General features: G+C 34.8%; 10 protein-coding genes. All 10 read right to left on the bottom strand.

Translation table 11 applies throughout. The features are described from left to right. Positions 1–281: 281 nt before the first annotated feature. The 10 genes from EMN46_RS04000 to EMN46_RS03955 all read right to left on the bottom strand — a co-directional run bounded on the left by EMN46_RS04000 (position 282) and on the right by EMN46_RS03955 (position 15321). On the bottom strand, positions 282–1772 hold the full coding sequence (locus EMN46_RS04000; protein WP_154199375.1) for a glycoside hydrolase family 30 beta sandwich domain-containing protein: 1491 nt from the start codon (positions 1770–1772) through the stop codon (positions 282–284). Positions 1773–1794: 22 nt separating this feature from the next. Then, a complete protein-coding gene (locus tag EMN46_RS03995; protein ID WP_154199374.1) occupies positions 1795–3228 on the bottom strand; it encodes an MFS transporter in 1434 nt (477 codons plus the stop codon). A gap of 56 nt (positions 3229–3284) precedes the next feature. After that, positions 3285–4352: a glycosyl hydrolase family 17 protein gene (locus tag EMN46_RS03990; protein WP_154199373.1), complete on the bottom strand. Its 1068-nt coding sequence runs from the start codon at positions 4350–4352 to the stop codon at positions 3285–3287. Positions 4353–4386: 34 nt separating this feature from the next. After that, positions 4387–4551, bottom strand: coding sequence for a hypothetical protein (locus EMN46_RS03985; RefSeq protein WP_154199372.1), 165 nt, complete (start codon positions 4549–4551; stop codon positions 4387–4389). A gap of 234 nt (positions 4552–4785) precedes the next feature. Further along, complete coding sequence (locus tag EMN46_RS03980) at positions 4786–8238, bottom strand: hypothetical protein (RefSeq protein ID WP_195715178.1); 3453 nt, start codon at positions 8236–8238, stop codon at positions 4786–4788. A 102-nt stretch (positions 8239–8340) separates the two neighbouring features. Continuing rightward, on the bottom strand, positions 8341–9897 hold the full coding sequence (locus tag EMN46_RS03975; RefSeq protein ID WP_154199371.1) for a sugar porter family MFS transporter: 1557 nt from the start codon (positions 9895–9897) through the stop codon (positions 8341–8343). 53 nt (positions 9898–9950) lie between these two features. Then, on the bottom strand, positions 9951–10811 hold the full coding sequence (locus EMN46_RS03970) for a family 16 glycosylhydrolase (protein ID WP_229130267.1): 861 nt from the start codon (positions 10809–10811) through the stop codon (positions 9951–9953). A gap of 18 nt (positions 10812–10829) precedes the next feature. Continuing rightward, on the bottom strand, positions 10830–12167 hold the full coding sequence (locus EMN46_RS03965) for a family 16 glycosylhydrolase (RefSeq protein WP_154199370.1): 1338 nt from the start codon (positions 12165–12167) through the stop codon (positions 10830–10832). Positions 12168–12283: 116 nt separating this feature from the next. Next, positions 12284–13684 carry a PKD domain-containing protein gene (locus EMN46_RS03960; protein ID WP_154199369.1) on the bottom strand — a complete coding sequence of 467 codons (1401 nt, stop codon included), beginning with the start codon at positions 13682–13684 and terminating at the stop codon, positions 12284–12286. A 74-nt stretch (positions 13685–13758) separates the two neighbouring features. Then, positions 13759–15321 (bottom strand): RagB/SusD family nutrient uptake outer membrane protein, encoded by a 1563-nt coding sequence (locus EMN46_RS03955; RefSeq protein WP_154199368.1) that lies wholly within the window; start codon positions 15319–15321, stop codon positions 13759–13761.

The raw sequence follows: 15321 nt of genomic DNA, 5'->3' as shown, positions 1-15321 counted from the left end.
TTTTAGTGGTAAAAAAAAGACTTTTATTCCACATAGACAATGGGTGAGACTACTTCTCCTCATTGTCTTGAAAAATACACCTCCTTTTTTCATCTAAAATTCCATCAGTTGCATTTGTGACTTGAATCTAAGAATATAAAACAAACTCTATCAACCTAACTTAATTTCGTCGCAAACAATAATTCCTTCTATAAAAGAATGTAGTTGCGACGATTACAACTAACATAAATACCCGAGACAATGCCCCGGGTTTTTATGTTAAAATCTTTACGCCTTATCAATTACTTCTTAATTATAACTGTTTGTATTGCTTGCGAACTAATTTGCAAATTAACCAAACGCTCTCCTAAAGAAATCTCAATATTTTTTGCTTCTTCTTTCATGTTCAAAATCACGATAGCGATTGATCCATCAGGATTTTGCGCTGCGGTCATCATCAAATCCTTATCGGATATTTTAAAACCTATACGCACTGCACCTGGACGAATATACTTGCTAAAATGTGCCATTGTATGATACAAAGGCGTAAAGTAAACCTCATCTTTAGCTGGATCTACAATTACTGGAGCAACACACCAGTTTTTAAACCAGTTAGGTCCGCCTTGGCGATCAAGAACCATGTTCCAATCGACCCATCCATCAACCCAATTGTTTAGGCAGCCAATAATATCTCTAGCATAACGATAAACCGGAACATATTTAGGATGATTGTGTTTTTGTTCATCTGGAGCCCAGTCCCATCCCCAATCGGTTCCTTCTTTTGACCAATACCAGGCATCATCCTGCCAATGAGGAATTTCTGAATCGACACAAGCTTCCGATTGAATTAGGTGCTTACTAGGAGCCATTTCATGTGTGAAATTCAATGATTTAGGAAACCAATCGAAAGTACTAGCATACCAGTGAATAGCCATTCCATCGAAATATTTTGATGATTCCTCATCTTTATAAACCACTTTTGTCCATTCCTCTAATTCGTCTCCTCTGTTTTGGTCATAAGCTAAAATCTTAACATCTTTTCCATCAGCTTCCAATTTTGGTCCTAAATGATTACTTACAAAGTCCACCATTTCTTCAGGTGTGTAATGCATACTTTCCCAATTATTACCATTACCTAAAGGCTCATTTTCAATGGTTACACCCCAAATATCAATTCCTTCATTTTTATAGGCCGTTATATATTTTGAGAAAAACAAAGCCCAAGTATCGTAGTATTCTGGCAACAATTTTCCACCTACATACTTATTGTTATCCTTCATCCAAGGCGATGCAGTCCAAGGGGAAGAAATGATTTTAAATCCATCTTCCGAAATGGCCATTGCTTCCTTAATCATTGGAATAATATCATCGCGATCTTCGTCGATAGAAAAATGCTTAAGTTCTTTGTCTCCTGCAACAGGTGCATAAGAATAGTTACTCAGTGAAAAATCGCATGAATTGATATGTGTGCGAGTCAAAGAATATTTTGCTCCTTCGGATCCAAAGTATGCTTCCAAAATTAACTCTCTATTTTTTTTACTTAATTGATTCAACAAATAAGCAGATGCTTCGGTAAAAGAACCACCAAAACCAGTAATTGTTTGAAATTTTTCTGCAGGAAGTATTTGGATCGCAACTGTATTTTCTCCTTTAGGAAATTCAGTTATATGCGTTAATTTATTTCCACTTGCAGAAGTTTCATAAACATCAACCGATAATTTTTTATCACTCGAATTACAACCCATGGCCGTAAGTATGAGTAAAATGCTAAGACAATTATTAAAAAGCTTCATGTTTCTATTTTTAGATTTCAATTTAGTGTTTTGCTTTTCCTCTTTTCGCAATTAAGGCTTCACGAATTTCCAATGCTCTTTTCTCAGTAATATCATATTTCCAAACAATTAATATTGCCATTGCTGCTGTCACAATTGGAATTATTATATCAGCAAGCCTCAAGTTAGTTAATGTTTCAACAGTTTGTTGATCGATCGATTGGTCGAAACCAACAGCTTGCAACACAATACCACTTGTAAGCAATGCCAAGGCAGTTCCTAACTTCACCATCCACCAATAAACGGCTCCAAACATTCCCTCTCTTCGTTCTCCATTGTTTAGCTCATCTAAATCGCAAACATCGGCTGTCATCGACATCATTAAGGTGAATAAACCACCAATTCCGAATGATAAAAATGGAATTGGCATAAACATTAACCATGGATTAGCAGGGTTGAATCCCCACCATTTTAAAGCATAACCAATCATGGAAATAATGGTTGCTATAACGAAAGCATTTTTCTTACCTACCTTTTCTGATATTTTTGTTACAATAGGAATAACCAAGAAAGCGGTAGCCAATGCACTTACTGTACCAAACCATGCTGGCCATGATCCTGAAGCAACCTTGTCACCATTAAACAAATAATAAACTATAATAAACATGGCAAACTGTGCAATAGTTTGAAAACCATTAAAGATAAGGAATGTAGCCCCACATAGCTTCATAAAAGGTTTATTCTTGAGTGTTAGCTTAATCCCTTTCAAGAACTCTTTGGTGTTAGAACCCAATTCTCTCAACGATAAATTAACTCTTTTGCTATTATCTGGCAAAATCATTTCTTTATTAAAAAGAGCTGGCAATACACCTAAAACCATACAAATAGCGCCTACCCAAATAGACAAAATACGTGCTCCTTCGGGTGCTGAGTCAAAAATAGTTGGATCGTATATAATTACCCAAAACCAAGGTGCAATCATCCAAGCAACTTGTCCCATCCATTGCGAAACGGCCATTAAACGGGTACGTTCATTATAATCAGGAGTCATTTCATATCCTAACCCAATTAATGGCGTTGCAAAAATGGTATACCCAATGTAGAAAAATATGGATACTATTAAGAAATAGAAGAAATTATAGGTTTGAGAATCTTCAGGATTCAATTGCCACATCACCATAAAGGCAACACCTGTAATAGCACTACCAATAAAGATATAAGGCTTACGTCTTCCCCATTTCGATCTCGTATTATCAGAGATAAATCCCATAATTGGATCGGTTAGTGCATCTAACAAGCGAGGTAAAGCACCTAATAAACCTGCAAGAACAGGATTCATTCCTAGAGACATAACCAAAACAACCATAAACACACCCAAAGCAGCAGGAAATAACTGATTTGCTAGATGTCCTGATCCAAATGCTAGTTTTTGTCCAAAGGGAACAATATCTTCTTTTGCCGTTTTATAATGTGTCATATTTATTTAATTATGAATTATAAGTTATGAATTAAGAATTTATAAAAACTGGAATCTTAATTGTTAAACATCTCTTGCATGACTTTCTTTGGTTTGCGGTCTACAGTGAATAATCCCCAGTGTTTTTCTGCTCCCAAAGGATTAGCTGTTTCACCTTTCCAATCTTCATCAAAAGCTTCGAAAAAGAAGGTTGTGATATTCATTTCTGAAGACCAAGCCATTAGGTTCTTATAATATTGTTCTTGCTTATCTTCGCGAGCTCTCACACCAAATTCTATGGCTTCACTCGCCCATCCTGCTTCAGTAATTACAAGCTTACTATTTGGCAATGCATTTCTTACTTTCTGAACATTTTCGATAGTGTAAGACATGGCTTCATCAATATCTTTTCCTTCCCAAACAGGATAAACATGAATGGAAACAAAATCTACTGTTTCAGCTAATTTTTCACCTTTAGCTGCCCACCACTCATAATTATCGGCAACAGTAATGGGTTGCTCAATTTCTTTTTGAACCTTTTGCACATAGGAAATAATGCTATCTGTATCTACCTTATGATCGTTCCACTCTACCAAAGCCTCATTTCCAACATTTACAGCAACAACTGTTTTATTATATTTATTTGCTAAAAGAATGCCTCGCTCTATTTCTTTTTGATTGGCAATGCTGTTCGCATCCAAGACTTCTTGAGCAATCGGTTCTGTTAACCATTCGCAAGTTTCATGAGCACTTAACTCAGCTTTAAGCCACATTCCCAACATCACTTTAATATTGAGTTTATTTTCTTCTATAATTTTCAATACTGCTTGCGAATTCTCTCCTGAATCATACAAGCGAATCATATTAAATAAAGAATCTTTTGAGATCATTTGTAGATCTTCCAATACTTGATCGTCGGTTGGATTAACAGCACCTTCTCCTCTATCGGGATGCTGTCCGGTTCTAAATCCTGAATAAGCAACAGCTCTTGTAGTACCATTTAACAAGTCGTTTTCAGATTGCTTAATCTCTATATTTTCAGATTTATTCTCAACAGAATCTTTTTTAGATTTCTTATTTTGATTCTTACACGAAGCCAACAATAAGGCCAATGATATCAAAATTAAGAGGAGATTATTTTTCATGATTCGTTTTATCGTTTATTGCGTTTAACTACTTCTATATGTTAGCAACTAAATTTTGCATTACTTTTTTGGGTTTTCTATCTACAGTAAATAGTTCCCAATGTTTTTCAGGTTCTAATGCTTCCTGCAATCCTTTCCATAATTCATCAAAGACTTCGAAATAAAAAGTAAGAATCTCTTCCTCACCTGCCCATTTCATCAAGTCTATATAATAAATTTCCTAAAAAACCAGACTCACATTTTCTGGGGGAATTCCACAACCATTAGAGTAGAATAAAAGTCCGATAATTCAGACTCTGATTTTCCCAGAAAAATCAACACCAGCAAGGGACATTAATTTTTCACTTCTAACTGACATATGCCTTAATATTTTGAGTTTTAAAATAGCTGCATTAGCCTATTAAAACAGGCTAATACAGTTACTTCATTTTTTCTAATTAATTGACACTTCTATTTTCTCAACTTCGCCATTTCGATTAAATATCAAAGTACTTGTTTCCTTATCAATTACATTGCTTGAAAAATCCTTTGTATTTCCATTTTTAAATGAAATTGTGATTTGATTTTTATCCGATTTGGTATAAATCACAGGCACTTTACAAAAAGTAAATCCCAATTGACCTTTCTGAAGAACAATTTGTTGCTTCGCTCCATTGATATCATAAAAATCGAATAATTCACTTTGATTTAAGACATCCTGATGATTCAACAATGAAGTACTAAATAAAATTTCACCATTGTCTACCTGAACGCCCAGCTCTCCCATTCTAGTAATAAAATCTTCTTTTACCTGACCTGTCATTCCTGGCTGTTTAGCACCTGCATTTCCAGGTGTGTGCGAGTAGGCATCTGTTGGAAAAGCACCATATAAATCAGGAGATTTGTACAAGCCAATACCTGCTTTTATTTCGTAGTAATGATCTTTTAAACGACCAATAAGTACAGGATCTGCATTTTCTTCTACAGCTTCGAAATAACTTTCCTGAGCTGCTAGCAATAGTTTAGAAACCATGTGCCAATAAATACTTCCCAAACCTTCATAACCATAGAATGTACCCGAACGACCTGTAAAAGATTGATGATCGAACATCTCTTCGAAAACACCAAGAACTTGATCTTTCTCTTCTTTAAGTAGACTTAAATGCTTATCCGAAGTCAGCTTATTCAATGCTTTTTCTAAGACATCGGCATTTCTAAATGATCCATTAAAATGGAAATCACCCAAATTATCAGCTCTTAAAATAGAGGTATCACCATCAGCAATTAACAGACTCAATAACTTGGATTCTTTAACCTTATTTGCAGGAATATTATTCTTCTCGCTAAAAAGAGGCAATTGTCTATTCGGATATAGTATATATGAATACTGATCTTCGCGGAACAAAGCACTAGCTTTTAAAGCATCGAAAACATCCAAACTTTCTTTCGGACTAAGGTAACCTGAACTTAAAACGGCTACTTGACCTTCTAACATTTCGTATAAATAACGAACTGAAACCGTATCGTCAGTAAATGAAATTAGATTGTAAGCATGGTACAAACCATCTTCTCGCTTGTTTGCTTTTATCGATTGATCCATGTACAACAAAGCAAAATCAACAAACTCACATAAAGCCTTTACTTTAACAGATTTTTTTTCGCCTGAGAAAGAGTTAGCATAAATTTTATTTCGATATTCGCTTCCAGCTTCTCCCAAAACATTAGCAAAACGTCTTCTGTCTTCGTTTGAAAAGCCACTCTCCAATAATGAAGAATTGCATTTGAATAAATCAAATATTTTATTTAATAATAGATTCACTTCTGCCGAAATACGAATCTCTTCTGCCGAAATAGTAGCAAATTTTTCAGACCAAAACTTCAAGAATCGTCTTAGGTAACATAAAGTAACCATCGATACGCCATTTCCTACCAAAGCGTTATTTGCATCGTTCCATTCCGGACGTTGTGTATTTAACCAAATACCCGCTTCAGGAATAAAATTGCTAAGCTTAGACAGTAGAGTAACTAATATTTTTTCAGTTAGATTTACCTGATATAACCCACCTTTACCATTTCCGAGCAATTTACCATCAGCACCAATCTCGGCAGCTAATTCTTTAATTTGATCGTTTAAAGCAAAATCAAACTCAATCGTGTCTTTAGGATTTTTTACAATATCAGCGTAAGACTTAATTCGGTAAGGAACATTTGCATACACAAAATTCTCCTTTGTAAGCATTTCATCCAACTTAGCAGGATGATAGTGATTAGATAATTCCAAAAATTTCTGAAGATAGATAATCTGATGATCACCCCAATAGCCAATATATGCCCAAGGATCATTTGGATCTGGACATTCCCAATCGATTCCTTCACGGGTAACTCGGTAAGGATTGTAACCATCAGGTGTAGATGCATTCACAAATTTGCTGATCATACCTTCTATAAATTCAGGATACGATAAGCCCAATGCTTCCCAATTTTGGAAAATATCACGCCAGTTTCCCTGATAATTTAATTTTGGAGTCCCATCTTCATTTTTAGTCTCAATAGAGAACTGATTCCAAGGGCGACTTGGATCACCATGACGACGACTAAATGTTAGTGGCAAATATTCAATACAAATTCTGATTAAATCTGAATTTCCTGTTTCTTCAGCCAATTTATTCAACTCTGAATAAGAAATTTCGGCAGGTAATTGAACAATCCACTCTTCAAATGCTTCAGCTACCTTTAAATTTGTTTGTTGAACAAACAACTTAAAATCTGCACGTTCAACTGTATAATTATTCGCGAAAATTCCACCACGCATTGCATTAAAAAGCGTATTTGAAAAATGACGAGCATAACACAAATCATCATTTCCCATTTGCAAACCATCAGCGTCAGCAACAATTTTAATCAAATTGGTTGTTCCTGCTGCAATATCAAGATTAATTGAATCTTCAATACTTTTTTCAGTCTTGATAAATTCATTCAAATTCGCTACAGCAACACTATCTTGATTCACCTCTGAAACGATCAACCATTCCTCTGTAGCATTTGGTTTTAATTCTAATTCAGCATTTAGAAGATAGGCTCCACGAGTCGCTCTTATATCAACCTCTGTTTTAAGATCTAAACCATTTTTAAAGTCGGCAATTTGCTTATCAGATAATAAAATTTTCTTCCCCTCTAAACCTAAAGACCATACGGTAGTCGCATTTAAGGACTCACTAGGTTCTGCTCTATCAACCGGAATTGAACTAAGCATAAATAAACCTAATCCAGAATCACTAAGTAACTCACCCTTTTTATAGGCATCTAAAAGATTCGAATATTCACTCTGAAAATTATAATCCACTCCAGAAGGCAGAATATTTCTAATTCCATCTAGAATTTCCAATTTTACAGACTGATTAGTCTTATTAGAAAGAACAGATTTTCTTACAAAACCAAACTTCTCGCTATTATTCCATGAGTATTGAAAACCAATTCCAAGATCTTTATTAATTTCTTCGAAAATAAGTTTGTTACCATAGATACTTTTATAGAGATTTCTCTCAATCTTATATATTTCGTTCAGTTTTTTAGAAAAAGGTTCCCAAAGAAAGGTTTTCTCCTCCTTTTCAACTAAAACAACTGTCTTACTTCCTGTTATATCATTATAATCATGAATTTTATCAACGGTATAATAAGGAAACAGGGCATTATCTCTGTCTTTTCTTCCGGCTGATAAAGAACCATTACTCGATATAAACATCCAGTGATCTGAATCGCTGACAATACTCATAAAGAAGTCTGCCATTTGATCAGAATTACTGATTTTATAAAACTTTTCATTATGTAGTTCTACGAATTCTCCCTCAACTACAGCTCCGCCACAATTCAAACTCGTGTCTCCCAAATAAATGTTATTCTTCTTCATTTTATTTCTAATTGATTCTACTTCAATTCTTTTATAGTAAAAACTTCTAACTCTTATATATTATAATCCGAATCGGATTTTCTATATTCCTAACTCTAACTGCTATTCTTTAACCAGAATAAGTTCTAATTCTTCCAAAGACTTTCCTTTCGTTTCAGGTAACATAAAAAAGACAAAAACAAGTCCTAAAAGCCCAAATAATCCGTAAAGGAAAAAGGTTGTTGCATTCCCAAAATTGATTTGCTCCCAAGGGAAAACCAACTGAACTAGAAAACTAACTCCGGAATTAATTAGACCTACAAAAGAGATGGCCAAACCTCGAATTCGATTTGGGAACAACTCTGAAAAGAGTACCCACATAACAGGTCCTATTGAGATGGCAAATGAGGCTACAAAACCTAAAATACCGACCAAAACTAACCATGGGTCTATACTAATGGCTTTGGATATAAATTCGGTTTGATGTTCCTTAAAAACCTGCTCACTGACACTATTTCGTAAAGCTTCGTTAAATTCTATATCGCTTTCAAAAAGCACATCTTCCATCGATGACAACTCCTCTGCTTCCACAATAGAAGAACATTCCTGTATATTTTTTTCTGTTAGTTGATAAGTTGCTTGTGCAAATCCTGTGGATAAAACAAACATGGAAATTGCAATTCCTGACAAACCAAAAATCAAAAGAGGTTTTCTTCCCACTTTATCAACCATCCAAATGGCGAAAAGCGTGAAAACAAGATTAATAATCCCCACCAAAATTGCTTGAGAAAAGGATGCATCTGTTCCGATTCCTGTTTGTTCAAAAATCATTGGAGCATAAAAGAAAACCGAATTAATTCCTGTTATTTGCTGCGTTACAGCAATTACAATTCCAATTAATAGAACCAATTTCATAGAAGGTTTAAATAACTCTCTAAAGGATACGCGCTCTTTTTTTGGTGATGCTTGAATGCTTTTACAAATTGAATCGAGTTGTATTTTAGCCTCTTCTTTACCTAAGGATTTTTCCATGACAAGCAAAGCTTCCTCATTCAAGCCATTCATGGCTAACCATCTTGGACTACGTGGAACAAAAAATAGAGCTATAAAATATATAATGGCAGGTACTGCTTCCAAACTAAGCATCCATCGCCAATTGTAATTTTTAAATTGTAAAAAAACAGCCCAATCAGCATCCGATTTTCCCAATTGCAAAATCAAGTAATTGGTAAAAAAGGCAACCGATATACCCAATACAATATTCAGTTGATTAAAAGAAACCATGGTTCCTCTGAGTTTTGATGGTGCAATTTCTGCAATATACACAGGCGCAATAATAAGAGAAGCACCCACACCAAAACCACCAAGCATACGAGCCAATACTAATAAGGTAAAGTTGGGAGTAAAAGCTGAACCTAGTGCTGATATAAAATATAAAATAGCGGCATATTTCAGTACAGAGCGTCTTCCGTATTTATCGCTAAGTGGACCAGCCATTAACATAGCCAAAGTTGCTGTTAAGGTTAAACAACTAACCGACCAACCTAATTGTATCTTTGTTAAATCGAACTGAGGTTCGATAAATTTCACAACTCCTGAAATAACAGAAGCATCGAATCCCATTAGAAAGCCTCCTAATGCGACTATTAGTGATACAAAAACAGTGTACTTTAAATTCATAAATTTTTCTAATATTTTGAAATTATTATCTATAACTAGAAACCGATTGGATTCTAATTAGCTCCTTCAATATTCTTTTTTTGATATATTCTTACGTAATCAACCTGCATACTTTGAGGAAAACATGCTTCATCTATACCTTCTGCTCCACCCCAAGCACCACCAACAGCTAAATTTAAAATCAAATAAAATGGTTTTACATAAGGCCATTTAGATTCTCCTAGTCCTTCATTTTTGTATTCAAAATAAAGTTGATCATCTACATAAGCTCTCATAATATTGGGTGTCCACTCCCATATGTAGGAATGAAATTTTTCTGAAATATCAGAAATTGTAATAGTCGCAGTTTGTTGGGTTCCAATCTGCCATTGATAATCTGCTGAATGTGCCGATGCATGAACCACCCCAAGATTATGTCCAACATGTTCCATGATGTCTATTTCACCAATATTTGGCCAATTTCCATCTTTAAAAGACCAATCACCAGGCATCATCCAAATAGCTGGCCAGGTTCCTCGTCCATTAGGTAGTTTAGCATTCACTTCAATTTTACCACACAACCAACTCACTTTTGAGTTTAAGCGTGCCGATGAGTATTCTTTTCCTTCAACTGATTCTTTTAAAGCTGTGATATTAAGTACTCCATTTTCAACCCAAGCATTCTCTTTTTTTGCAATCGTATAGTGTTGTAATTCATCATTTCCCCATCCCTCTGAATTTCCTTCAGTATCGTATATCCATTTTGTAGAATCGGGTAATCCTGTATAATCAAACTCATCGCTCCATACCAATTGATAATTATCCTTAGAAGAAAGGGTGTTTTCTTTTGTCTTAGATTTTGATTTTGTCCCATTACAGCTTGACAATAAGAAAATCGTTCCTAGAAAAATAATTGTATTTTTTAGCAGCATCATATATCCATTATTTTTTGTTTACTGATATACTCTCACGTAATCAACTTCCATTGTCTGAGGAAAAATTGAATTATCAATTCCTTGGGCTCCTCCCCAATCTCCTCCTACTGCAACATTTAAAATAAAAAATTGAGGTTTATCAAATGGCCAGTTAGCTTCTGTTTTTACTGATGGAGCATAGGTATGTGTTATATTATCTGGTGTGTCGATGTAGAAATTCAGTTCATCCTCATCCCATAAAAGACCATAGATATGAAATGCTTCTTCGGCTGTTTCCAAAGTTTTACTGCTTCCTGAACCATTACTTCCAGAACCAGATGTTGTATGCACTGTAGCATGAACTTTATCAGGTTCATATCCTACATATTCCATAATATCAATTTCACCACAAGCAGGCCAACTTACTGTACTAATATTTTCTCCTAGCATCCAAATTGCTGGCCAAATTCCTTTTCCTGATGGTAATTTTGCACGAATCTCCATGCGACCATAAGTGAAAGATTGTTTCCCTTTCGAAATCATTCTTGTAGATGTGTATGATCTGGCAGCTTTATTATCATTAACTTTTTTGGCTGTAATAATAAGTTTACCATCTATAATTTCAGCATTATCGCCATTGGTGTAATTTTGTAATTCGTTGTTTCCCCACCCATTGGCACCAGTTTCAAAGGTCCAATTGTCGATATTTACTGATGTTCCATCAAACTCATCGGCCCACACCAAAGACATATTATCCAAGTAATCTGGATCGTCTTGTGTGATCGTTATATTTTTTGTTAAAATCTTTTCGAAATCACCTTTATAAACGTGTAATTCGATATTATAAATTCCTGCTTTATGTAGATAAATTTCATATTCATTGATATTATCTCCTGTAATTTCAAGATCGTTATATTTCCACGAAATACGATCATAATCACCTGTTGTAGTATTGTTTAAGGTGACAAAATTAGGTCTTGTATTATCTATAGTGTAGGTAAAATCAGCAACAAAAACATCGTTTTGAATACTTACTGTTTTTGTAACGACTTTATTATTAGATAATACATTATCAAGTCCCCAAAGCGTTAATTGAACTTGGTAATCTCCTTTTTCTGAATAGAAAACGGTATAATCTTTTGTATTTGTACGTTCCTTTTCAGAAACAACTCCATTCCCAAAATCCCATTGCATAAACAAGTAGTCACCTGTACTTGTATTGGAAAATATAATCTTATTTGCATCATTCACATCTTCAACATATGCAAAATCAGGCGTGTAAGAATCCTCATCATCATCACTCTTACTACAGGATAATAATGTAGACACAATAAGTATGGACAATAATATCTTAGTAAATGTGTGGAATATTTTCATGATGAATGGATTTAAGAATTGATCGTCTCACTTATAATTGTGAAAGATCAAATTGATAAAAATTATTGTAGAAAAATATACTGGAGCACAGAAAGTGCTCCAGTATAGTATCATGATTATAATAATTGGAAATCGTCAATATAAAAAGTTCCTGAATTACAGTGACCTTCAGCACCTAATTGTATAACAACTTGATCGAAATCAACACGATCAGTAACATCGCTATAGTCAAAGGTTAATTCAACCCATTGTCCAAACTGATCTGCAGTTAAGATATGGCTACGAACTTCCTGAGTAGTGTAAGCATTACCTTCAAGTGAACTATTTTGTAATTTCACATCAACTTGAGGCATAAGGCTCCAATTAGTAAGCCAATCATTTCCTGGATTACATTGAGTTACGTAATCATTAAAAGCAGGTATAAATACCTTCATTGTGAAAATGTTTCTGGTAGTTAAATCCATTTTGTAATCAAGTACAGTAAGAATGTTTTCCCAAGAACCATCTGCTTTTTGATACTTCGCAATTTTCTCTGATGAGTTTACATCCGATGGTGCAAAGTTGTCAATGATATCAAAACCGTTGATATCCTTAGTTTCCCATACAACATTACCTTCACCTTCAAAATCGTCGGAGATATCATTACTCTCCAAGTCTTTAACTACAGCAGGTGCAGGTTGCGTTAATTTATCAACTGGTCTAAATCTAGTGAACCAATAAAAATTAGATTTTGTATCCCAAAATGCAACTTCTAGTAGATCTTCAGTCAATGTCATAATTTGGTATTCTGAAGCACCAGCATAGTATCCTAAGAAACCACCACCAGTTACAGTCAAAACATCACCTGCTACTGTACAAACAAAATCACCACCATCATAAGGCATAATAAAATCACCACCTGCAGGCTCTTCATTACCCGCTGTAGTTCCTAAATCAGAAGCCCAAGATCCGCTTGCATAAACCAAACCATTAGTTACTTGATTTACAGTTAGTCCAGATGCTCCAATACTAAAAGTAAATCGATCATCATATAGGCTTCTTTCAGCTTTATCATTTGCTGCAGCGCCATACCACTCTACAGGATTTTCCAAAGTAGGTCCTAAGCCAAAATGACCTTTAGAATAAGCATCAACGGCCCATACTTGAGAACCACTTCCAACTAACTCATCGTAAGGATATCCTGAAAGAAAAGCAGGATTATCTTGTGTCGTTGTAATATCATCCTCGACAACAGTTATACCACCTTGAGAAATTACAGTTAATTTCACTTTATAAGTCCCCGCGAAAGTATATTGAGCTATAACAGAACTACCTTTTTGAACAATTCCATTACCTAAGTCCCAAGTAGAACTAACACCCGGAGTATTATTATAAAGGGTATACTCATTTACAACATCTGTTGTGTTGAAACCCCATTCGATTTCTTCTGCTGTCAGGTTATCTGGAGTACTGTACTCATCTGGAGAACAAGCTACAACAACCAATAAAAGCAAAATAAAATAAAATATTTTTTTCATAATTTAATTTTTTTAATAATTACCGTATAAGTTTTAAACTGATTAATCACATTCGTGATTTAATCTAGAACTTATTAATAACCAGCATTTTGCTCTAATTTATAATTTGATAGTGCAATTTCTGTAGATGGAATTGGCCAAAATCCTCTTGCTGCAGAATTAACAGCAGAATTGTAAATACCACCTAAATTGGTTGCATTAACAGCACTTTCAAGTACTGGCATTCCTTGACGAAGAAGATCCCAATATCTTATTCCTTCTAAAGCAAATTCTAATTTTCTCTCAGTAAAAATTTGTTCTAAAGTCACTGCACTTACAGGAGAGTATGACTCAAAAGCACGAGCCCTAACCTTATTGTAATGTATCGCAGCAGTAGCATTAGATCCGATATGGAATTCTAATTCAGCAGCCATCAATAACACATCAGCATAACGTATTGCGATGTAATTCTGAGGGAAATTTAATTGCTCTTGTCCCACATCTGGAACCTGACTTTTAAGACCTGCATATTTTTTATTCAAGTAACCTGTATATTGATCAGCTTCTTCGAAATTACCATCTCCCAATTCAGAAACCATATCAATCAAGGTAAAATCACGACGAAGGTCACCATCTTGGTAAGAATCATATAACTGTTGAGTTGCTGGAGAAAAGCCCCATCCTGAATAGTATTCTGATTCGGATGTAGTCCCTCTAGGGCCAACAAACACAACCATTTTGTTTCCAACATCATAAGAAGCACTCCACCATTGCCATCCTTCACCTTGATTTGAGAATTGAACTTCGAAAATTCCTTCAATAGAATTTTCTACCCATGAATTTGTAAATTCAGAGTGTCCCCAAAGGTTTCCAAAATCTGGTAAAAGATCAGCACCACTATTGTTGATTACTTCATTTAAATAAGTTAAAACATCAGAGCCAGTAACTTCGCCTGGCATTGTAGTGCTAGCATTTTTACTACCATATACCCCATCATAAAAAAGGTACATTCTAGCTAATAATGCTCTTGGAGCCCATTCTGTAACTCTCCCTTTATCATCATTACTATAAGTAACATCTTTCAAATAACTAATTGAAGTTTCCAAATCACTTGCTATTAGCGCATAAACGTCATCAACAGGAGCTGCTGCTTGAGAATATTCAGATGTTGCCAAAGTTTTGGTAATCAAAGGAACATTCTCGAAAAGACGTACTAAATTTGAATAGTAATATGCTCTTAAAAAATACGCTTCACCTTTAAACTGTGTTTTTAATTCTTCTGATAATTCAGAATCGTCCACTTTTTCAAGAAAAACGTTAGCTGCGTAAATACCAGCATACTGATCGTTCCACATATTGCTCCACATACCTTCTGAAGCTGTTGTAGTTCCTCTATCTGCTTTTTTCACATCAACACCATCGGTTGCAGAACCACCTCCACCATATGCATCATCAGATACAACATCTAAGGTTAATTGAACTGTTGAACCCCAATTTCTTTGCAATGGTTCATATACAGCAATTAATGCTCTATACATATCGTCTTCTGTACGATAGAAACTTTCTTCTGTTTGCTCAGTAACTGGACTCTTCTCAAGATAGTCGTCACAGCCCATGAAAGTAACAGCAAAAAGAAGTATATAAATTATCTTTTTCAT

The organism is Ancylomarina sp. 16SWW S1-10-2, assembly GCF_009669305.1.
Taxonomy (GTDB): domain Bacteria; phylum Bacteroidota; class Bacteroidia; order Bacteroidales; family Marinifilaceae; genus Ancylomarina.
Note: the sequence above shows the minus strand (reverse complement) of the source record. Positions and strands in the feature narration are given on the sequence as shown.

Excerpts from the sequence above, each read along its gene's own strand:
- EMN46_RS03990 (WP_154199373.1), bottom strand. The coding sequence starts at position 4,352 with ATGAAAAATAATCTCCTCTTAATTTTGATATCATTGGCCTTATTGTTG.
- EMN46_RS03995 (WP_154199374.1), bottom strand. The coding sequence starts at position 3,228 with ATGACACATTATAAAACGGCAAAAGAAGATATTGTTCCCTTTGGACAA.
- EMN46_RS03980 (WP_195715178.1), bottom strand. The coding sequence starts at position 8,238 with ATGAAGAAGAATAACATTTATTTGGGAGACACGAGTTTGAATTGTGGC.
- EMN46_RS03965 (WP_154199370.1), bottom strand. The coding sequence starts at position 12,167 with ATGAAAATATTCCACACATTTACTAAGATATTATTGTCCATACTTATT.
- EMN46_RS03960 (WP_154199369.1), bottom strand. The coding sequence starts at position 13,684 with ATGAAAAAAATATTTTATTTTATTTTGCTTTTATTGGTTGTTGTAGCT.
- EMN46_RS03985 (WP_154199372.1), bottom strand. The coding sequence starts at position 4,551 with ATGAAATGGGCAGGTGAGGAAGAGATTCTTACTTTTTATTTCGAAGTC.
- EMN46_RS03970 (WP_229130267.1), bottom strand. The coding sequence starts at position 10,811 with ATGATGCTGCTAAAAAATACAATTATTTTTCTAGGAACGATTTTCTTA.
- EMN46_RS04000 (WP_154199375.1), bottom strand. The coding sequence starts at position 1,772 with ATGAAGCTTTTTAATAATTGTCTTAGCATTTTACTCATACTTACGGCC.
- EMN46_RS03955 (WP_154199368.1), bottom strand. The coding sequence starts at position 15,321 with ATGAAAAAGATAATTTATATACTTCTTTTTGCTGTTACTTTCATGGGC.
- EMN46_RS03975 (WP_154199371.1), bottom strand. The coding sequence starts at position 9,897 with ATGAATTTAAAGTACACTGTTTTTGTATCACTAATAGTCGCATTAGGA.